Here is a 19,315-nt window from a genome sequence, read left to right on the forward strand (position 1 = left end):
TAAATGTAGAAGCCGTCTACGTAGGTGATTTCATGGAGTTAGAGTTAGAGACAAAGAATTGAAGTAGAACCGCTCTCCGTCAAAATCCCCCGTCGATTGTGCTCATCCACCCGAATTTCCCGAAGGAGCGGTCAAAATCCCCCGTCGATTGTGCCCGTCCACTCGAATTTCGCGAAGGAGCGGTCAAAATCCCCCGTCGATTGTGCCCATCCACCCGGATTTCCCGAAGGAGCGGTCAAAATCCCCCTCAGATTGTGCCCGTCCACCCGATTTTCTCGAAGGAGCGGTCAAAATCCCCCGTCGATTATACCCGTCCACCCGAATATTCCGAAGGAGCGGTCAAAATNGATTAGTCCACCCGAATATTCCGAAGGAGCGGTCAAAATCCCCCGTTGATTCTGCCCGTCCAAACGATTTTTCCGAAGGTTCGGTCACAATAACCAACCGATAGTGACCATTCACTCAATTTTTAAGAAGTTAAGGACGCAATTTCCTCCAACTATGTAATAAAGCAAGGGGGATTATCAGAGTCATTTATGAATAACAACAGAGGTGCCAATTGAAACTCTAGATGATAAATCTAGAACATCATGGTTATACATTCTAATACATCCATGTGAGACATTCTTACCGATGGATGCTGGGTTATTGGTTCCGTGGATTCCGTAATGCGGTTTAGACAAGCCCATCCATAGCACTCCAAAAGGCCCGCCTGGGTTACGCTGTTTATTGATGATCGTGTAAGTCCCGGAAGGTGAGGGGGTCAATATTTTTCCAACTGCAATAGGATAAGTTTTTATAAGCTTATTTCCATCAAACAGTTTTAATTGATGCGTCGACGTCGATATGTTAATCCATTTTGCCATGAAAAACAACTCCCACTTTTTTGAATAGTGTATGAAATAAAGTAGGTATTTGTGATACACAGGTAATGGAAAAGGGAGTAAAAAGGCTTAAGGAAAAAGTTTTTCGCCTAAGCCTTTAATTACCTTTCATAACGGTTAAAAGTATTTAGTTGTATGAAATCCAAACGGGCCCTATTCGTTAGTTGACTGCTTGCTAATTTTTTGATTCGCAAATAAATAGAGGGCAATGCCGCCAAATGTGATAATGGTGGATAGAATTAATTGCGATTCTGGACCAACATCGATGTATCGGAAAAGAAAATCTGGGAATACGAGTAAAGCCAAAATAATCAGCATCACCCATGACTTTGTCCATAGTGACATGCCAATTAAAAAAACAAGTGTCAATAGCACAGCTAAGAGCGTTCCAATACTGCCAAAGTGGAATATTGGCGTTTCAATAAGACGATTGGAATAAAATAATCCGACAAATAACGCTATCGGTAAAAGCCCTATCACATAAAAAAGCGCAAATTCTTTCCTTTTTGATAGGCTATTTGCAGCAACGTATTTAAAAAGACTTCTTATCGCAATGATAAAAATCAAGCTAATCATAATTGAACCGAGAATTTCAAGCAGGGAGTAGGAAAGCTGTCCTTTAACAGCATTCGTTAAAACGGAATAGGAGAGAGCACCAAATAGGATCATGATTATATATTTAACCCATGTTTTTGTGTCTGTCGTCATTTCATTTGATAACTGCATCATATATTGTTTAGGTGATTCACCGACAATATGATCGACTGTTTTTCCTCTCGCTTCAGCCTCCATTAAATGGTCTTCTAATTCTTCAACAATTGCATTAATTTCCTTTTCATCTTTACCATTAGAAAATAGATATAGGCGTAAGTTTTCCAAAAATGTTTGGCTTTTTTTAGATAAACCTTGATTCATTCTTATTCCATCCCCTTCATTTGATTAGGTTCATTGTTTCCGTAAACAAAGGTTTACGTTACTTTGGAGCTTCTCCCATCTAGCAATAAATTGCTGTAATTCCTCTTCGCCTTTTGGCGTGAGTGTATAATACTTCCGTTTTGGACCTGCTGTTGATTTTTTTAAGGTAGATGAAACCGACTCTTCCTTTTGCATCCGTATCAGAAGGGGATAAATCGTCCCTTCACTAAAGGAATCAAAGCCATATTGCTCAAGCTTTTCCGCAAGTTCATAACCATAAACTTCTTTTTCATAGATGATGGCTAATAAGCATCCATCAATGATCCCCTTTAACATTTGTGTGGTAGACAAACAGTGTTCACCTCTTTATTACTCTTGCATTGCAAGGTACTGATAACATCATATCATTCGGTATCTTGTAATGCAAGATATGTTGAAAAATTGAGCAGATCGGTAAATTCAAAAGAGTGGCATGTAAAATCACAATAAATGTAATGTATATATTGAATAATGTAATATATATGTTACAATATTTTTAAGGAGGGATACCACCAATTGGAAAATAAAGTTCGTATTGCTCGCATTCAAGTGAATTTAACACAGCAACAACTGGCAGAAAAGATAGGTGTCACACGCCAAACCATTAGTTTAATTGAAAAAGGAAAATATAATCCAACCTTAAAGTTGTGTCTTGATATTTGTTATACCGTTAATAAAACATTAGATGAAATATTTTGGGTAGAAAAGGAGAATGATGAAAAATGAAAAAGATTAGAGATGAACGTCTAATTTTGAAAAATTTGCAAAACATTCGAATCGCATACATTATTCAAACAGTTGGTATTCTTGGAATATTAGGATATGACTTAGTTACAAAAGGGTTAGATGGCATGAGAGAAAATCCATTATGGCTTGTATTTATGATAACAACTGTTATTTCTGCATATTTATCAATGAGTATTAGTGCAGATCATGAAAATAATAAAAAATCCCCGAAAAAGAGTCTTAGTATTTCGCTTTTTGTATTAGTAATTATTTCTACTATTGTCGGGATTTTTGTATCATTTACTGCGGGATTTACTATAATTGATGGGGTAATTATGGGAGGAATATTATTTATTTGTGGTCTTGTGCCAGTAATTTATATTTATTATTTACGAACAAAACGACAAGATGAAAAATTTCGATGAATAAGAGGAAGATTTTGCACTAACGGTGCATTAGTAAAATAACTGAAATGCCATTATTGAAGGAGGAAAATATGGAAGTTTTTGCAGAATATTTAGCGGGGATCGATAACCCCGACCACCGCGACCGAACAGAGGAAATCTTGGCGTGGGTTGCTAATAAATTCCCAAATTTGGAACCGCAAATCAAGTGGAATACGCCAATGTTTTCCGGTCACGGCACATTTATCATTGGCTTTTCCACAGCGAAGCATCATTTGAGCGTTTCACCCGAAGAAGTAGGCATTGCGCACTTTGCGGATGAAATTGCACAAGCTGGCTACAGCGCTACCAAAGGCTTGTTTCGAATTCCGTGGAATGATCCGGTAAATTACGAATTGCTTGAGAAAATGATTGAATTTAATATTCAGGATAAAGCAGAATATACGAATTTTTGGCGGAAATAATACATCACGCCTTATCAAAAAACGCATGATACAAAAAAAGGTCATGCGTTTTTGCAACTCAATTAAGGTGCCAACAGCTAAGGTAGCAGCCGTAATTGAACCACCTGTCAAAAAACTTCCTCAGCACCGGTCAATATTGGAAACGGTGTGTTCACATAATTGTAGAAAACTGATAGAAGAGACGAAATTATATTTTAATTCAGTGTGATATAATTTTTCAGGAATGGAGGTGGAAAAATGTCGAAAGAACAATAAATATTATTTATAAAAATTTGGATTCCCTTCTATTAAATCTGCAATCTTCCCCTTTAATTTTTCATCATTTTAAACCCACTATCATGCCGTCTTATAATAACTTCTTGTTAAAATGCTGATGCGAATAAATTCATAAAACTAATAGAATAAATGGGAGCATTGCTGGTCAATCGAGGTTATAAAAAAGGAGCGATAGTATGAATGCAGTGCTGACAAAGATGGTTAAAGGCATCACAGTTTGTTATTCAGAGGTTTTCCCCGATCCCGATCAAAACAACGATTATTTCCAGTTAAATTTTCTTGGAAAGTTATTTTTAATTGCTGACTCATATTGTATGAACCCGGATTGTACATGCAAGGAGGCGGTTCTAAATTTTGTTCAGGCGTACCCGGAAGAAGGCAGGAAAGCTGACAGTTTTATGATAAGGTTAAAACTTAATGGCAGAGGATATAAAATACATGATCGCGGCAGATTCAGTAAACGTGAAATACAAGCTATCGTTATGTATTTTACCGCTGACGGCACGTTCCTCGAGCTTTTAAATGAACGATACAATGAAATGAAGGAAAAAGCAAAAGAAATTCTAAGTTAAGTGCCAGACTCAATTAATGAGGCTGATTTTGGGGGAACAGGTTTATCTTGCGTTTCGGATTAATCACGGAGAACGGTATCATAAGATGGGGTAATCCTGTACTTCAAAATAATTGAGAGAGGATTTTCATTAAAAAAGTCGAATAGTTTTCATGTACTATAATTATTACGCGAGGTTAATAATGATTTAAGTAAGTAGTTATTTTTTGAAAAAATAGGAGGTAATCATGGGAAGATTAGTTCATTTCGAAATTCATGTGAGTGACATGGAGCGGGCGAAGAAATTTTATGGAGAGGTATTTGGATGGTCATTTCAAGATTGGAGTGAGTATGCAGGAATGCCTTACTTTGGAGCAGTGACTGGAGATGAAAATGAACTTGGAATCAATGGTGCTTTGATGCAGCGGCAAAGTGCTCCGCCGGAACCGAACCAAGCTTTAAATGGATTTGCATGTACAATGGGAGTGGAAGATTACGATTTAACGGAAGCGAAAATCATTGAGCATGGCGGCAAGGTCGCAATGACCAAATATGCTTTACCTGGAATGGCATGGCAAGGATATTATATCGATACCGAAGGGAATATTTTCGGAATTCACCAACCCGATGTGAATGCAAAATAGACTCCATGATAGGTGCATAAAAACATGAAATCACAAGAAACGGAATGCATGCTTGAAAACTTACGCAATATCTGTCTCGCAATGCCAGAAGCTGTTGAACATATCGATGGTTTCGGTCACAATACTTTTAAAATCAATGGAAAATCATTCGTGATATCAGGTGATAGCGACAAAGGATTCAGATTATCGTTCAAGTCAGATCGGGAAACCCAAGAATTGCTGCTGCAGAAGCAGTATTTCTTCAAAACACCTTACATAGGACAGCACGGCTGGGTTTCGATTCAAAATCCGCACGGGGAAGACTGGGATGAATTGATCGATTTAATTCAAGAAGCCTATTTACGTGCGGCACCAAAGCGTTTGGTTAAGCAATGGAATGAGTTGCATAAAAAGTGAAGAAAACATGTTGAAATGGTCGCTAAAATTTTATTCAAAAGCAATTAAATCATCGTGGAAGTAGGCACAATCACCCCTTAAACCAATACCTTTATTAAGAAAAACAGAAACCGTTGCATTGTTCAAAGGACAGGCGCGGTTTTTTATGTGTTTTCCATTTTTTTAAAACTTGATTAAGGGGAATTTGTCACAAATAATATTGGTGAAATATTGTGTCATGATGGTGCAAGAATGTTTTTTTACGTGAATATCTATTTGAGTAGTAGGTCTTTTGCGCTATTTTTATTTGTGATGGTTAAATTGAACAAACCGAAGGAAATGAGGAGGGGGAGTTTTGAAAGCTGTAGTTTCTAACAAATATGGTTCACCTGATGTTCTTGAATTGAAAGAGGTCGAAAAACCTATTCTTGAGGACAATCAAGTACTGGTAAAAGTTCACGCAGCATCCGTAAATTTTGGCAACTTAGTTCTTTTAAGAGGAAAACCGTTCTTAGCCCGCTTTGCATTTGGGCTTTTAAAACCAAAATACTCCATACCAGGAGGGGACATAGCAGGAAGGGTTGTGGCGGTCGGCAAAAACGTTAAACAGTTCCAACTAGACGATGAGGTGTTCGGAGATCTATCCAGGTCTGGTTGGGGAGGGTTTGCCGAATATGTAGCTGTTCCTGAAAATGCATTAGCACATAAACCAGCCAATATGTCATTTGAGGAAGCTGCAGCGGTACCGATGGCGGCGGTAACAGCGCTACAGGGTCTTCGGGATAAAGGCAAGATTCAGTCGGGGCAAAAGGTTTTGATAAATGGCGCTTCTGGAGGTGTGGGGACTTTCGCGGTACAAATTGCCAAATCATTCGGGGCAGAGGTAACAGGTGTGTGCAGCACGAGAAATTTAGAAATTGTGCGATCAATTGGTGCTGACCATGCCATTGATTATACAAAAGAGGATTTTACTAAAAAAACGCAGCGTTATGATCTGATTCTAGGTGCAAATGGATCTCACCCGATTTCAGCCTATAAGGGTGCATTAAGTCCCAATGGGGTTTTTGTTCACGTCGGGGGTTCTGGCGCTCAATTATTCCAAACCATGACCCTTGGACCTTGGATTTCAATGACTGGGAGTAAGAAAATGGGCAGCCTTTTACAAAGAGCAAACCAAAAAGATCTGTTATATGTGAAAGAACTCCTTGAAACTGGAAAAGTAAAACCTGTTATTGATAGACGTTATAAGTTGAGTGAGGTTCCCGAAGCTTTTAGGTATTTTGAAGAAGGGCACGCACAAGGAAAAGTTGTCATCACCATGTGAAGGGTGACTAAATAGAGCGAAATTCTAAATCCCTTTGTAAAACGAGAAGTCGAATAGGAATGTTTATCCATGCAAGTCGCCCCTTCACGGACGGGGCTGGGACAAGGGGATTTGCCTGAATATATGCCCGTCGCGGGTGTTTTTCTTGTCTGGCGGTCACAATTATCATTTATTGTGCCCGTGTCGGGTGTTTTTCTTGTCTGGCGGTCACAATTATCATTTATTGTGCTCGTCGCGGTTCTTTTTCTTGTTTTACGATCACAATTATCTTTAGCTGGCCGTTAGTTCTCGTTTTTATTGATTTCGTCCATTTCTTCATAGGTTATCCCGAAAGGAGCACCGCCTTCTGTATACCCTGCAATGAAGGCAAATGTATCATCGAAATCATTAAATGCATCGATTTCCAGAGCCTTTCTTTTCCTCTTTTCCTTCTTACGTTCTTTTTGCAGGTTTCTTTCTTTTATTAACCTTTTGATTTGTTCCCTCTCTTCACTGTTAATATGGACTCCGATAAGTCCTAATTCCTTCATTGCATTTTTTAGATTTAGGCCATACATTTTGGCATACGTTTTTACGATATTCTCACCATCATAGGTTTCAATCCAAGCCTTAGCATTCTCAATGCGAATCTCTTTAGGCAATCCCCAAAATTGCTTCTTTTTACTCTTTGTTTTCTTTTTCTTTCCCAAAATAAATCCCTCATTATCGAATTGTAATAATATCATGAGCCCACAATTCTCCAACTAATTTTAGCCATTTATAAAGGAAAAAGTCTAATTTTATAAATCATGAGTATTATTTTAGAAAGAGAAGGAGGCGATTTGATGAAATCTATTGGGATTTTAGGCGTAGGCCAAGCAGGCGGGAATATTGCTGAGATTGCATCAACCATGGGTTTTCAAACAGCGCTTATCAACACGAATCAGCGCGATGGCTTAGTGAACACAAAGGTGGAAAGAAAGCATTTTGTCCCAGGGTATAATGGTGCTGGGCAAGATCGATCAATTGGGTTAAGGGCGGTAAATGAAAATTATCGCGAGATCATTGACTTTGTCCATCGTTCCTTTAAGAATATAAAACTTTTGCTAGTGGCCTTTTCTACCGACGGAGGTACCGGATCAGGTATGAGTCCGTTATTAATTGACCTGTTTTTAGACCAACTGCCTGGAGTCAACATTGGTGCGATTGCAATTGTGCCTGACCGCAACGTGTTAGCAGGTAACCGAATCAATGCTGCTGAGTGCATCGAGGAGCTTTCGAAAATAGACTCGCTCTCATCGGTGTTCCTTGTCGACAATGATCAGATGCGAAAGTTGAACCCGCAATCCAGTAAACATCAAATCTACCTTTCTTCTAATCATCAAGTTATGGAAGCAATTAATGATGTGCTCCAAGTAACAAAAAAGAGCTCTGTTTACGGAAACTTCGATGAAACAGACCTGATGAATATCCTCTGTACAAGAGGAGTAACGATTATATCATCAGCCACATTAACAGACGCCAAGACGACGTCAGAGGTTGCTAGTAAAATACAACAATCCTGGGCGAACTCGATCTTTTGTCCGGTGGAATCAACAGGTGTCATTCGCGCAGGTTTAATCTATCAAGGGTCAGAGAAAATGGCTAAGCTCATTAATGTCCCTGCGGTTTTTGAAAAGGTGGGAGAACCGCTGGAATTGTTCGAAGGAACCTATATCTCGGAATCTGATCCTTCGATAACCACGATCTTGGCGGGGCTTCCGTTTCCTGCCCGGCGAATGCTGGCACTTGAGGAATCGCTCGAAAAGAACAAGGACCGGTTACAGAACTTAGTAAATAAAGAATATACCCAAAAATATGAATCGCGAATATCGTGGGCGCCCAGCCTGAAGGCTAGACCGCAGGAAAGAAAGACAGGAAGTATTTCATCGAAGTTATCGAAGTATCAGAGGTAAACATTTAAAGGGTCAGACCCGTCACACTACTAAGTATTTAAGACTGTAAGAAGAGACTATCTTCTATAATGGGTGCTGTTTCCTATCGTAAAACCCGAAAATGTAGCTTCTGCTATTGGTAAAAAATATAAGAAATGGCTCAGTCCATAGTGAGCCATTTCTTATATTTATTTTATAGAACTAACTGTTAGTTTGAATAGAAGGTTTCACAAATTTTTATAGTTGAGAACTTCAATCAAAGTATTGTTGTCAGTGAAATCGACTGTACCCATCGTATTATACAGTCAACTCGATAAGATTTCCTTCTGGGTCCTCAATAACACTCTCATAATAACCATCTCCAGTAACACGAGGACCGCTTATAAGGCGATAACCATCATTTTTTAATCTGGCTGTCATTTGATTAACAGACTCCCTGCTTCCTAAAGAAATTGCAATATGTGCCCAGCCTATCATATCACCCTGTTTTTCCTTATCAATTCCTGATTTACGCATAATCTCTAATCGTGTTCCAGAATCAAAAGTGAGAAAATATGATTCAAAGTTCTTTTCTGGATTATGATACTTATTGTTCGACTTACCATTAAAATACGTTTCGTAAAACTCTCTCATGACTTCCAAATCATTGACCCAAAGGGCTACATGTTCAATATTCATGCCTTATTCACTCCAGTAGGAACTAAAATTTTCGCTCCTTTATAATTCAATTTGTTTAATAATTCTTGCTGGGTTTCCACCAACCACTACATTATCTGGTACGTCTTTAGTAACTACTGCACCTGATGCGATAACAGCATTGTTTCCTACCGTTACTCCTGGATTTATTATTGCACTTCCTCCAATCCAGACATTGTTTCCAATAGTAATCGGTTTTGCATATTCTTTACCTGAATTACGTTCTGTTGGATTAAGTGGATGTGTTGCCGTATAGATTTGTACTCCGGGTGCAAGCATACAATTATCCCCAAATCGCACTTCACAAACATCTAAAATAGTACAGTCAAAGTTTGCAAAAAAGTTTTCTCCTACGTGTGTGTTATAGCCATAATCAAAACGTATATTTGGCTCCATATAAAAGTTTTCTCCAGTTGAACCGAGTAATTCCTTTAATAATTTTGCCCGCTTTTCTCCTTCAGTTTCTAAAGTTTGATTATATATCCTAACTTTACGTCTTGCTTCCTCACGTTCCTTTAATAGTAGGGGGTCAGCAGGATTATACATTTCTCCAGCCAGCATTTTTTCTTTTTCAGTTTTCATGTTATGACCTACTTTCGAGTGTTTTTGAGAACGGATACATATTATTAATATACCTGTATATACAAGTTCATTCAAGCTCAATTACATTCATTTTATATATAGGGTGTGACCCTTTACTTATTTCCTTCTCTCTGAACAATAGTTAAAAATATCTGATAAAATAATGATAAGTAAAAGCCAAAATTTCCCTCTATTATTAGTAAAGAAAGGGTGATCGTATGAAATCGACGGAAAAATTTACGGACAAGGCAGAAGTGTATGCAAAGCATCGTCCTGGCTATACACACGAATATATCGAATATTTACTCACCGCAACTAGCTTGAATGCAGGAAATGTCGTGGCAGATATCGGATCAGGTACTGGTATATTAAGTCGGCAATTACTTGAAAGCGGCTTAACTGTCATCGGTGTGGAACCCAATGGCGATATGAGAACTATAGCGGAAAAAGCGTTGAAACGGAATAGTCGCTTTATTTCGGTGAATGCGGCTGCAGAACACACCACTTTAGATGATAATAGTGTGGATTTAGTAACCGCAGCACAGGCATTTCACTGGTTTGATAAAGAAAAGTTTAAACAGGAATGTCAACGGATATTAAAGCCAAATGCAAAAGTTGCCCTCGTATGGAATAGTCGGGATGGATCAAGTGCTTTAAATATGGAAAGTGCGGAGATATGTCAAAGATATTGCCCTAATTTTAAAGGTTTTAGCGGCGGAATTGGAGAAAGCGAGGACGTATTTAAACAGTTTTATAAAAAAGGAAACTATGACTTTCGACGTTTTCACAATGAGCTAGAATTTGACTTTGCAGGGTTTTTGGGCAGGTACTTATCTGCTTCTTATGCTCCGAAAAAGACCGAAAAGGAGTATGAGCCCTTCATTTCTGCCTTTACTGTTTTATTCGAAAAATACAGCCATAACGGAAAAATTATCATTCCAAATGTCATACGCAGTTATTTGGGAGAAGTGTAACACATTTAAATGGCTCAGCCCCCGGCACACTATGGAGTATTTAAGACTGTAAGAAGACACTCTCTTCTTATGGTCTTTTTTTTATCACTTTGAAGTGCATGAAGGGGAGAAGGGTGGTTATGTTTATCCCATCTCTGAAAAGGGTATTGTTGAAAATAACCATTTAAGGGAGGTGGAATTTCATGAAATTGGAAGTGAAGTGCAATGTAGAAAATTGCGAATACTGGGCTAAAGGTGACCAATGTGTTGCTGATTCTATTTACGTGATTGCCTCTAAAAGCAGAGAAGCTGATAATGTTGAGGAAACTGCTTGTAAAACCTTTAAAAAACGCGAATAAAGCCAGGATATTATGTTTAATGACTTGAGGGCCCATTTTTCATTTTTAGTTGGTTTTGAATTTATATGAAAATAGAAGACTTACAGAACACCTGTAACTCTTTATTCATTAACTAGCCCTAAAAGGGCTTTTTTTCACTATACAAGAATACATAAATTCGATATAGAGAATTGTCTAGCTTCAAAAGGAACCATTAAAATACTGGGTTTACGGCTTTTTCCCCCATGTGATTAAAACTCATAAGTTATGGGTATATAACTGTATCGCATTAAAAAGAGAGGAGAAAAGAGCAAGCATGAGAAGATCATACATATTTTTACTATTAAGCTTGTTTACGATTATTATGCTGACTGCCTGTGTCCAAAAAAACCAGCTTTCAGATGGAACCAAGCTGATAGACAAGGAGAAATTTATTTTTGCAGCTTCTGGTGAATTTAAACCCTTTAGCTATCTGAATGATGACCTATCGATGACAGGTTTCGATGTTGAGGTAGGAAACGCTGTCGGAAAGGAACTGGGGCTTGAACCAATCCAGAAGAGAATGAAATTCAAAGGGCTGATAGAGGGTATCAAAACAGGCAGGGCAGATGCAGCCGTTGCCAGCCACACCATCAACACCGCTCGTGCCAAACAAGTGTCTTTTTCCACCCCGTACTACTACTCAGGACCACAAATCTTTACAAGACCTGACAGCAACATTAAAACAGTAGAAGACTTAAAAGGGAAAGAAGTGGCCGTAGCGAAAGGGTCCACCTATGCAGATACTGCCAAAAAATATACGAGCAATCTTAAAATGTACGACAGTGATATTACGGCATTAAAAGCGCTTAGCATTGGGCGGCATGATGCTGTTATTACCGATTTTGTTACTGGGAAAAGTGCAAAGAAGGAAGGTTTTAAAATTGAAGGGCAAGAGCTAATTGAGCGAAGTGAGCAGGCGATCGTTGTTCCAAAGGACAATCCTGAGCTTCTTAAGCGAATAAATGATGCACTTCAAAGACTTCGTGACAATGGCACACTTACCCGAATCAGCAAAAAGTATTTCGATGAGGATATAACGAAAAAACCAGAATAATAGATTGATTAACAGACAGAAAGGAAGTCGTGAGTGTGCCTAGTTTTTCGCATTTTTTTCATACATTGAACAGTAGTAAGGGACTTTTCATTGATGCAATGTTTCTAACATTAAAGCTTACATTAGTTTCTATTTTGATTGGGATTATATTTGGATTGTTCTTTGCACTATTAAAAATTTCGAGGGTAAAAATACTTGAATATATTTCAAATGCTTATGTATTCCTTGTGCGTGGAACGCCGCTTATTGTCCAGATTTTCATTCTGTATTTTGGCTTTAGCGGGCTATTTCTAATCCCCGACTTTTGGGCAGCAGCACTTGCGCTTGCCTTTCATAACGGTGCCTATATTGCAGAAATTTTCCGCGGTACAATTCAATCGGTTGATAAAGGGCAAATGGAGGCGGGCCGTTCCCTTGGAATGACTAGAGGCACCACGATACGTCGCATTATTCTCCCGCAGGCCTTCAGGAGGGCACTGCCTCCCCTTGGTAACCAATTTATTATTGGTCTAAAGGATTCATCGCTTGCAGCCTTTATTTCTATGAATGAATTGTTCAATGTTTCTACGACGCTAGGATCGAATAATTTTGATGAAATGACATACTTGCTGATTGTTGCCATTTATTATCTTGTATTAGTTGCATTGTTAACGATGGCAGTGAGCATGTTTGAAAAGAAATTAGCAATCAGTGATCGATAGGAGGATTAAGAAGTGAATGGACAAGAAATGATTCGAACAGAAAATTTAAATAAATCTTTTGGGAAATTGCACGTGTTAAAGGATATTGATATGTCTGTCTATGAAAGTGAGGTTGTGTGCCTTGTCGGTGCCTCTGGTTCTGGTAAAAGTACATTATTAAGATGTCTTAACTTTCTGGAGAAAAAGGACAATGGGGGGATTTTTATCCGTGGGGAAAAGGTATCACCAGATACCCATAACCTTAACCATGTCCGTCAATCGGTGGGTATGGTCTTTCAACATTTTAACCTCTTTCCACACAAAACAGTTCTTGAAAATATCATTGAAGCACCGACCGTAGTAAAGAAACTTTCTAAGTCTCAGGCGACTGAAGAAGCTATGGAGCTCCTTCGAAAGGTGGGCCTCGAGGATAAGGCGGATGTGTATCCGAGCAAATTGTCCGGTGGGCAAAAACAGCGTGTAGCGATTGCAAGATCACTTGCTATGAAGCCGGATATTCTGCTTTTTGATGAGCCGACATCAGCCCTTGATCCTGAGCTAGTAGGAGAGGTGTTAGCGACCATGAAGGAGCTTGCTGATGAAGGAATGACTATGGTGGTTGTGACTCATGAAATGGGCTTCGCCCGTGAGGTTGCCGATTGGATTGTTTACATGGATGATGGCAAAATAGTTGAAAAAGATAGACCATCAGAATTCTTTGATCATCCGAAGGAAGAACGTACAATAGAATTCCTTAAAGCGACTATGCTTAAATAGACATTAAAGGGATCAGATGCCCGGCGCACTAAAGCATTACCGTGCCGGACATCTGATCCCTTTATTTTTTTCTATATTGTTGGCTGTGTTAAAAGTAAATGTTGATTTCCGTTCCAGGCGCTTCGCTTTCCGCGGGGCGGGCGGTGAGCCTCCTCGGCGCTAAAGCGCCTGCGGGGTCTCACCTGTCCCGCTGCTCCCGCAGGAGTCTCGCACCTTCCACTCCAATCAACATTGTACTCAAAATCAACAATGTACTTTAACACAGCTTTATTGTTTAATTGCAGACAATGCTAATTTTTTTATCGTCATATCATCCATAGGTGGATTGTGAAGCCCCGCCCTTACGTCGCGGTAGTACCGCTGTAGGGGATTTGTGCGTTGAAGACTTTTTGCCCCGACAATCCTCATCGCTTTATCAACTATCGTTATCGCCGAATTCGTAACCGTGTGCTTGACAACCCCGAGCTCATTTTCAAGGTAATCTCGGCGCCCTTCGTCATCATAAGCTGCTGCAACGCTATAGATAAGATGTCTCGCTCGAATTAATTCTAGATCAATTTCCCCTAACAGCTGTTGGACATTAGGTAATTGGCTAATTGGCCCATTTAGACTATTTGGGGCATGGTGATTGGCAAATTGGACAGCATAATCGCGTGCCGCCTGGGCAATACCAAGATAACATGCTGGAATATGAAGGATCCAGCCATTTAGCTGACCACCGCGCGGCAGTTCTGGAAGTTCAACAAGCTGTGTCTCATCAACCGTGACATTTTGCAGGACAAGATCATGGCTTCCTGTACCTCGCATGGAAATCACATCCCATGTCTCATCAATCGTTAGTCCTTCTAAATCCTTATGGAGGAGAAAGAAGCCCACCTTTTGCTTTTCTTCAATCCAAGCCGAGGTAAGAAAATACGTTAAGACCGGCGACATGGTTGTAAAAGTTTTCCGCCCTGTTATGACCCATGCTCCATCTTTCTTGACAGCCGTTGTCCCAGGACGTCCGCCTCTAGTTGGACTTCCTGTTTGTGCTTCACTTACGGCGCGGTTTACTAGTGCCCCATTAAGAATCTCTTTTGCAAAGAAATTCAATTTCTCAGGTTCCCAAAGTTTTCTTTCAAAAACCTCCCCAACGACCCCAAGATTCCAGCCAATCGAAAGGGCGGTAGTTCCATCAAAGCTTGCTAGTGTTTCTTGAAGGAGGACCATATCATAGACTTTTAAACCGTCTCCGCCGTACGCAGCTGGTAGGGTAATACTTGTATAGCCCATCTCCACTAAATCCTGAATATTTTCTTTTGGAAAAGATGCCAATTCATCAATTTCCGCCGATTTACTTTTAAATATGTCTTCTTTCTGACGCAATTTTTGCAACCATGTCTGTTGAATTTCTGTTTTGACGAATAAATTAAGCACGATTTCCCTCCTTGTTACCTGTTAGTTTATCATATTTTATAATCCCGATAGGTTTTATAGGAAGAAATAATAACGAAGCGCAATCAAACTGTCAAGAAATTAAAAGATTTTTATGAAAATTCCAATTACCTATAAATGTAGTATTAATGTTTTATCACGAAGATTCTTATAGTCGCTAAAATTTTTTACATAATTACTACCCGAGCTTAACAATACCTCAATGAATCATATGTATCGTATTAATTAAAGATAAATAATTTAATGGATTCAAAATATGAATTGTTTTATAATAAAAATGTTCAAAAAATGAAATAAAATTCATCGTTATGCTCTATTAGTTAAAACTGCTGAAGGGACTTGATATCTTTCAGCATAGAATAGAAAGGAGCAAGATTAATGAAAGATAAAATTATTGGCGAAGAAGTAAAACCGAACCATCCTAAGGAAATGAATCGCCGCGCTTTTTTGCAAAAGACAACGATGGTTGTCGGCGCTGCTGTGGGTGCAACACTAGTAAACTCATTAACGGGTTTGCCTGTCAGTGCCATATCTAGCTCGTCGGTGTTGAATTCCAATGGAAACAACCCGGATTTAGTTTTTCCGGTTATTAGTGATGTACATATTAAGTCAAGCGACAATCAAACGTTGGACAAGTTTGTCACGACATTAGAGCAATTAAATCTGGCTGCTCCTAAACAAGATGCTTTTGTCGTAGTCGGCGATTTAACGGATAACGGCTATACGGTAGAGTATGATAAATTTTTCAATGTCTATAATTCTAAAAAACAAACACAAGCTGTTTCGATGTTTGCTATCGGGAATCATGATTACTGGAATGGCTTATCGGTTGCCAATGCTCAAAACCTATTCCTCGAGAAATCGGGGATGGAATCGATCTACTACCATAAAGTGATTAAAGGCTATCATTTTATTATCCTTGGGACGGAGGATGGAGTAACAGAGGGTACGTTTTCAGAGCGGCAAATTGGCTGGCTGGCCGAACATCTCAGAGAGGCGGCAGCTGAAGACTCGCATAAACCTATTTTTGTTTTCCATCATCAGCCTATCATCGGAACAATTTATGGAAGTGAATGGGGCTTTAAAAAAAATAGAGATCTGTTCTATGATACTTTGAAACCCTATCCACAGGTCATTTCTTTTTCCGGTCATACCCATTATCCGTTAGATGATCCAAGAATCATCCATCAAAAGGATTTCACCTCGATTGGAACCTCAACGGGTGCTTATTTATGGCTGGAAACGGGAAGGATTCAGGGGGAAGTACCGGAGGGAGCAGATATCTTGAATCAGGCGCTGATTGTCGAGGTACACCATAACAAGGTATTGATTAAGCGCCGTGATATTCATAACAATGATTGGACGGGAGAGCCGTTTGAAATCAGCTTCCCTGCTAAGCAAAATAAATTTAAATACACGGACGATCGCGATAAAAAAGCCCCTTACTTTACAGCTGATGCGATGATTTCCATCGCTCATGACAAAACGGCAGCTGCAGGTCTCGCAATCATGCTTACCCAGGCAAAGGATAATTTGCTTGTCCATGATTATAAGCTAAAGGCTAAGAACATGGAAACAGGAGAAGTTGAGAAGGAATTTCTCGCCTTTTCTGAGTTTTATAAGGATCCTATCCCTAACCCATTAACACTAACGATTAATGGTTTAAAATCGAATACTCTTTATGAAATTGAAGTATTTGCTCTCGATGCCTTTGCAAATGAAAGTCACAACTCACTGAAAGTGCTTGGCAAAACATCTCAAGGTCCAGCAATAACGCTTTCGAAACATATATTAACTGGAACTGATGATAAAGTAGATGTGATTGTCGAAAATGTAAGAGTTCCGAATGGGGACTGGGTTGGTCTTTATGAAGTCAGTGAAAATCCAGGAAGTGTAGCCTCGATTTGGTGGATGTACACAAAAGTGACTGATGGTACATTCAAAGTCACGTATGATCCAAAAAATAATTCTTATCCTGCACGATACAAAGAAGGCGGAACGTATAAACTCGTATATTTCTATGGCAGCGGCTATGATGTTGTCGCGGAAACGACATTTACCGTGGAGAGCAAAATATAACCGAAATAAACACGAAAAAGTTCATTCTTAGAGATGGGCTTTTTTCGGCTAATAAAAAGGGATAAACTTTAACACCGCAAGTTTACCCTTTCTTATTTTGAATTAATGGTGTCAATTAATGGTGTCAGGCACCACTCGTGGACATTTGTCCGCGTGGGGTGGACACTAAGGTCTATAGTTCATCTGCAAAACCGAGCAAGGCGATTCCTAAGATGACTATTACAATCACGGTATAGTGCTGTTTGCTCAGTTTTTCTTTTAGGAAAATTCTCGATAAGATAATCGAAAAGATGCTATAAGACGCGATTAGCGGTGCAGCGATGATCGCGTTCTTTGCCATAGCAAACACATAGAAGAACTGGCCTGTTGTTTCCAAAATAGCGGCATATCCTTTGTCGCGTTCTTTGAAAATCTGAAACTTCTCTTTTTTGATGACTTTAAGGAAAATGAATGACAGCACGGCACAAATAAAAAAGGTAAATTCGTATGCAACTAGGGCAGCATCCTCGCTGATGAGTTGCAACTCATCCAGGTATATTCCATCCGCAAAGGTTCCAAGTCCATCAAGAATACAGTAGATAATCGGAAAGGTAATCGCCAGGAAGCCAATTTGATATTTTTTATCAATCTGGACGTTTGTGAGTTTGAGAGCTGCTGATTCAGCTTTCTTTTCTAAAATGGCCAGGCCAAGCACACCTGTTGTAATTATGGCTACACCAGCTATATGAACAATGCCAAGCTCATGCGGGAAAAAGATAAATAATAGGATAGCCGTTATGGCTCCAGAAGAGTTTTGCACGGGTGAGGCAATCGAAAGCTCAATATAACGTAACCCAATATAACCGACCGTCATCGATAAAATGTAAAAGGCCGATACAGGCAAGTATTTTAGTAGATCGATAGGGTTAAATGCCAGCCCTTTAATGAACAAATATGCCGTTGCGTGCAGACCCATAACCAAGCCGACCATGATGACAATTTTAAGATGGCTGAATTTATCATTGCTATCGGTTCCTTTTTTATAAAATAGGTCAGCCCCGCCCCAAGCAAGGGTTGTTAAAAGTGAAAAAACAAACCACATCGTAATATCTCCTTGTTTATAGTTTATGTAATGGTAATGAGGCCAATAGAAATGCTAGATTCCAAAACTTTATCATTATAACCCAATGCCTGAGGCAAATCTATCTAATATTCAGGATAGATAACGATCTAAAGGGGAAGATCGAATAAAAGCAGGTAAATTTTCGTTTCCTAATAATGGAACCTTAGACAACCACTAAAAATTGATTCTTCTACTTTTTTACAATAGAAAAAAATATGGGGAATCTGGATAAAAACACAATCGTTATTGACATTTTTGTGAGATAATCCGATTATAGTACTATAATGTTATTTTGAATGTTTTGACAATTCAACAGTTGAATTACTTTTGAAGATTAAGAAAAAGATCCCTACTCAAATACAACAAGAAAAGCGGAAGAATAACCAAAAAAGGGTGACTTCTGCTTATTTTTATGTTTAAAAAAGCTAAGGAAATTGATATCCCAAGTTCGGGGAAAGATTTTTTTGATGAAAATGAAGATAGTCTTAGATTTTATCAACAATATAGTATTTGTAAGAACTAGGTAGAACTTATTAGTATGCAAGAATCTATCCATATAGATAGCCTTTTATTTTTTGGTGCGAGTGTGTAGTGTACATATTTTTTCTGGGAGTTTCGCACCTGAATTTCAATGTTTTATTAATGGAATTTGTTATAATTTGTATATAGTTCTTTTTTAATAAAGAAAATAGTGTGTTTTTGATCAAAAATTACCTACTTTTAAGTAATTTTGGTTAAAAATCGCTGTCGCACTCCTCGTGAGTGCGTGGATTGAAATTTCTGCTGTTGGTAATGTGTGGGATTCTATTAAGTCGCACTCCTCGTGAGTGCGTGGATTGAAATTTAGAAGGTAATCGTGGAGGCGGTAGGCGGAAAGTCGCACTCCTCGTGAGTGCGTGGATTGAAATCCCGAAAGAAGCGCAATTGGCTGCCTCTGAGGAAGTCGCACTCCTCGTGAGTGCGTGGATTGAAATCTGCGCCATCTGCGATTCCACTGCCAGTCCGTCCAGTCGCACTCCTCGTGAGTGCGTGGATTGAAATAAGCAGCTGTATTGGCCCGTGTG

The 19,315-nt window shown here is 39.1% G+C and carries 22 protein-coding genes, 1 pseudogene and 1 CRISPR repeat array (1 of these 24 running past the window's edge); of the genes and pseudogenes, 15 read left to right on the forward strand and 8 right to left on the reverse strand.

Annotation, left to right across the window (positions count from 1 at the left end):
• Window positions 1-530 precede the first annotated feature (530 nt).
• From AA980_RS06860 to AA980_RS06870, 3 genes are all read right to left on the reverse strand, one after another.
• A complete protein-coding gene (locus tag AA980_RS06860; protein WP_024030492.1) occupies window positions 531-866 on the reverse strand; it encodes a L,D-transpeptidase in 336 nt (111 codons plus the stop codon).
• A 171-nt stretch (window positions 867-1,037) separates the two neighbouring features.
• On the reverse strand, window positions 1,038-1,799 hold the full coding sequence (locus AA980_RS06865) for an HAAS domain-containing protein (protein WP_024030491.1): 762 nt from the start codon (window positions 1,797-1,799) through the stop codon (window positions 1,038-1,040).
• A 30-nt stretch (window positions 1,800-1,829) separates the two neighbouring features.
• Window positions 1,830-2,150, reverse strand: a complete 321-nt coding sequence (locus tag AA980_RS06870) for a PadR family transcriptional regulator (protein WP_024030490.1) — start codon at window positions 2,148-2,150, stop codon at window positions 1,830-1,832.
• A 204-nt stretch (window positions 2,151-2,354) separates the two neighbouring features.
• Here AA980_RS06870 and AA980_RS06875 point away from each other — a divergent pair, with 204 nt between their 5' ends.
• The 8 genes and pseudogenes from AA980_RS06875 (at window position 2,355) to AA980_RS06905 (ending at window position 6,601) form a co-directional block, all read left to right on the forward strand.
• Window positions 2,355-2,564, forward strand: coding sequence for a helix-turn-helix transcriptional regulator (locus AA980_RS06875; protein WP_024030489.1), 210 nt, complete (start codon window positions 2,355-2,357; stop codon window positions 2,562-2,564).
• Entirely contained in the window at window positions 2,561-2,989 is a 429-nt protein-coding gene (locus tag AA980_RS06880; protein ID WP_024030488.1) for a hypothetical protein, read from the forward strand. Before AA980_RS06875 ends, AA980_RS06880 begins: the two co-directional genes overlap by 4 nt.
• A 71-nt stretch (window positions 2,990-3,060) precedes the next feature.
• Complete coding sequence (locus AA980_RS06885) at window positions 3,061-3,432, forward strand: iron chaperone (protein WP_024030487.1); 372 nt, start codon at window positions 3,061-3,063, stop codon at window positions 3,430-3,432.
• A 452-nt stretch (window positions 3,433-3,884) separates the two neighbouring features.
• Complete coding sequence (locus AA980_RS06890; protein ID WP_024030486.1) at window positions 3,885-4,280, forward strand: hypothetical protein; 396 nt, start codon at window positions 3,885-3,887, stop codon at window positions 4,278-4,280.
• A 10-nt stretch (window positions 4,281-4,290) separates the two neighbouring features.
• Window positions 4,291-4,374: pseudogene (locus AA980_RS26190) on the forward strand (23S rRNA (pseudouridine(1915)-N(3))-methyltransferase RlmH); the annotation flags it as partial.
• A gap of 132 nt (window positions 4,375-4,506) precedes the next feature.
• Complete coding sequence (locus AA980_RS06895) at window positions 4,507-4,902, forward strand: VOC family protein (protein ID WP_024030485.1); 396 nt, start codon at window positions 4,507-4,509, stop codon at window positions 4,900-4,902.
• A 24-nt stretch (window positions 4,903-4,926) separates the two neighbouring features.
• Entirely contained in the window at window positions 4,927-5,298 is a 372-nt protein-coding gene (locus AA980_RS06900; RefSeq protein WP_024030484.1) for an MmcQ/YjbR family DNA-binding protein, read from the forward strand.
• 334 nt (window positions 5,299-5,632) lie between these two features.
• A complete protein-coding gene (locus tag AA980_RS06905) occupies window positions 5,633-6,601 on the forward strand; it encodes an NAD(P)-dependent alcohol dehydrogenase (RefSeq protein ID WP_024030483.1) in 969 nt (322 codons plus the stop codon).
• Between the two features lie 281 nt (window positions 6,602-6,882).
• Here the strand turns inward: AA980_RS06905 and AA980_RS06915 are convergent, their stop codons facing one another.
• A complete protein-coding gene (locus tag AA980_RS06915; protein WP_024030481.1) occupies window positions 6,883-7,326 on the reverse strand; it encodes a hypothetical protein in 444 nt (147 codons plus the stop codon).
• Between the two features lie 99 nt (window positions 7,327-7,425).
• Between AA980_RS06915 and AA980_RS06920 the strand changes: the two genes are divergently transcribed.
• Window positions 7,426-8,535 carry an FtsZ/tubulin family protein gene (locus AA980_RS06920; RefSeq protein WP_024030480.1) on the forward strand — a complete coding sequence of 370 codons (1,110 nt, stop codon included), beginning with the start codon at window positions 7,426-7,428 and terminating at the stop codon, window positions 8,533-8,535.
• A 276-nt stretch (window positions 8,536-8,811) separates the two neighbouring features.
• On the opposite strand, the gene AA980_RS06925 is transcribed toward AA980_RS06920, so the two are convergent.
• Both AA980_RS06925 and AA980_RS06930 read right to left on the reverse strand, forming a co-directional pair.
• Window positions 8,812-9,192, reverse strand: coding sequence for a VOC family protein (locus AA980_RS06925; RefSeq protein ID WP_024030479.1), 381 nt, complete (start codon window positions 9,190-9,192; stop codon window positions 8,812-8,814).
• A gap of 39 nt (window positions 9,193-9,231) precedes the next feature.
• Window positions 9,232-9,792 carry a sugar O-acetyltransferase gene (locus AA980_RS06930; protein ID WP_024030478.1) on the reverse strand — a complete coding sequence of 187 codons (561 nt, stop codon included), beginning with the start codon at window positions 9,790-9,792 and terminating at the stop codon, window positions 9,232-9,234.
• 218 nt (window positions 9,793-10,010) lie between these two features.
• Between AA980_RS06930 and AA980_RS06935 the strand changes: the two genes are divergently transcribed.
• From AA980_RS06935 to AA980_RS06950, 5 genes are all read left to right on the forward strand, one after another.
• A complete protein-coding gene (locus AA980_RS06935; protein ID WP_024030477.1) occupies window positions 10,011-10,766 on the forward strand; it encodes a class I SAM-dependent methyltransferase in 756 nt (251 codons plus the stop codon).
• A 182-nt stretch (window positions 10,767-10,948) separates the two neighbouring features.
• On the forward strand, window positions 10,949-11,104 hold the full coding sequence (locus tag AA980_RS26195) for a DUF1540 domain-containing protein (protein ID WP_024030476.1): 156 nt from the start codon (window positions 10,949-10,951) through the stop codon (window positions 11,102-11,104).
• A 295-nt stretch (window positions 11,105-11,399) separates the two neighbouring features.
• A complete protein-coding gene (locus AA980_RS06940) occupies window positions 11,400-12,179 on the forward strand; it encodes a transporter substrate-binding domain-containing protein (RefSeq protein ID WP_024030475.1) in 780 nt (259 codons plus the stop codon).
• A gap of 35 nt (window positions 12,180-12,214) precedes the next feature.
• Window positions 12,215-12,880 (forward strand): amino acid ABC transporter permease, encoded by a 666-nt coding sequence (locus AA980_RS06945; protein WP_024030474.1) that lies wholly within the window; start codon window positions 12,215-12,217, stop codon window positions 12,878-12,880.
• 27 nt (window positions 12,881-12,907) lie between these two features.
• Window positions 12,908-13,636, forward strand: a complete 729-nt coding sequence (locus tag AA980_RS06950; RefSeq protein ID WP_024030473.1) for an amino acid ABC transporter ATP-binding protein — start codon at window positions 12,908-12,910, stop codon at window positions 13,634-13,636.
• A gap of 267 nt (window positions 13,637-13,903) precedes the next feature.
• Here the strand turns inward: AA980_RS06950 and AA980_RS06955 are convergent, their stop codons facing one another.
• Window positions 13,904-15,052, reverse strand: coding sequence for an acyl-CoA dehydrogenase family protein (locus AA980_RS06955; RefSeq protein ID WP_024026340.1), 1,149 nt, complete (start codon window positions 15,050-15,052; stop codon window positions 13,904-13,906).
• Window positions 15,053-15,448: 396 nt separating this feature from the next.
• Between AA980_RS06955 and AA980_RS06960 the strand changes: the two genes are divergently transcribed.
• Window positions 15,449-17,149, forward strand: a complete 1,701-nt coding sequence (locus AA980_RS06960; protein ID WP_024026341.1) for a metallophosphoesterase family protein — start codon at window positions 15,449-15,451, stop codon at window positions 17,147-17,149.
• A 172-nt stretch (window positions 17,150-17,321) separates the two neighbouring features.
• On the opposite strand, the gene AA980_RS06965 is transcribed toward AA980_RS06960, so the two are convergent.
• Window positions 17,322-18,230, reverse strand: a complete 909-nt coding sequence (locus tag AA980_RS06965; RefSeq protein WP_024026342.1) for an EamA family transporter — start codon at window positions 18,228-18,230, stop codon at window positions 17,322-17,324.
• A 767-nt stretch (window positions 18,231-18,997) separates the two neighbouring features.
• A CRISPR array of direct repeats spans window positions 18,998-19,315; the repeat unit is 32 nt; unit sequence GTCGCACTCCTCGTGAGTGCGTGGATTGAAAT (it continues 1,564 nt past the right edge of the window).

This window comes from Neobacillus vireti, assembly GCF_001026695.1.
Classification (GTDB): Bacteria; Bacillota; Bacilli; order Bacillales; family Cytobacillaceae; genus Neobacillus; species Neobacillus vireti.

Bases quoted from the DNA above. Each gene is read 5' to 3' on its own strand.
- AA980_RS06860 (WP_024030492.1), bottom strand. From the start codon at position 866: ATGGCAAAATGGATTAACATATCGACGTCGACGCATCAATTAAAACTG.
- AA980_RS06865 (WP_024030491.1), bottom strand. From the start codon at position 1,799: ATGAATCAAGGTTTATCTAAAAAAAGCCAAACATTTTTGGAAAACTTA.
- AA980_RS06880 (WP_024030488.1), top strand. From the start codon at position 2,561: ATGAAAAAGATTAGAGATGAACGTCTAATTTTGAAAAATTTGCAAAAC.
- AA980_RS06885 (WP_024030487.1), top strand. From the start codon at position 3,061: ATGGAAGTTTTTGCAGAATATTTAGCGGGGATCGATAACCCCGACCAC.
- AA980_RS06890 (WP_024030486.1), top strand. From the start codon at position 3,885: ATGAATGCAGTGCTGACAAAGATGGTTAAAGGCATCACAGTTTGTTAT.
- AA980_RS06895 (WP_024030485.1), top strand. From the start codon at position 4,507: ATGGGAAGATTAGTTCATTTCGAAATTCATGTGAGTGACATGGAGCGG.
- AA980_RS06900 (WP_024030484.1), top strand. From the start codon at position 4,927: ATGAAATCACAAGAAACGGAATGCATGCTTGAAAACTTACGCAATATC.
- AA980_RS06915 (WP_024030481.1), bottom strand. From the start codon at position 7,326: ATGATATTATTACAATTCGATAATGAGGGATTTATTTTGGGAAAGAAA.
- AA980_RS06920 (WP_024030480.1), top strand. From the start codon at position 7,426: ATGAAATCTATTGGGATTTTAGGCGTAGGCCAAGCAGGCGGGAATATT.
- AA980_RS06925 (WP_024030479.1), bottom strand. From the start codon at position 9,192: ATGAATATTGAACATGTAGCCCTTTGGGTCAATGATTTGGAAGTCATG.
- AA980_RS06930 (WP_024030478.1), bottom strand. From the start codon at position 9,792: ATGAAAACTGAAAAAGAAAAAATGCTGGCTGGAGAAATGTATAATCCT.
- AA980_RS06935 (WP_024030477.1), top strand. From the start codon at position 10,011: ATGAAATCGACGGAAAAATTTACGGACAAGGCAGAAGTGTATGCAAAG.
- AA980_RS26195 (WP_024030476.1), top strand. From the start codon at position 10,949: ATGAAATTGGAAGTGAAGTGCAATGTAGAAAATTGCGAATACTGGGCT.
- AA980_RS06940 (WP_024030475.1), top strand. From the start codon at position 11,400: ATGAGAAGATCATACATATTTTTACTATTAAGCTTGTTTACGATTATT.
- AA980_RS06950 (WP_024030473.1), top strand. From the start codon at position 12,908: ATGATTCGAACAGAAAATTTAAATAAATCTTTTGGGAAATTGCACGTG.
- AA980_RS06960 (WP_024026341.1), top strand. From the start codon at position 15,449: ATGAAAGATAAAATTATTGGCGAAGAAGTAAAACCGAACCATCCTAAG.
- AA980_RS06965 (WP_024026342.1), bottom strand. From the start codon at position 18,230: ATGTGGTTTGTTTTTTCACTTTTAACAACCCTTGCTTGGGGCGGGGCT.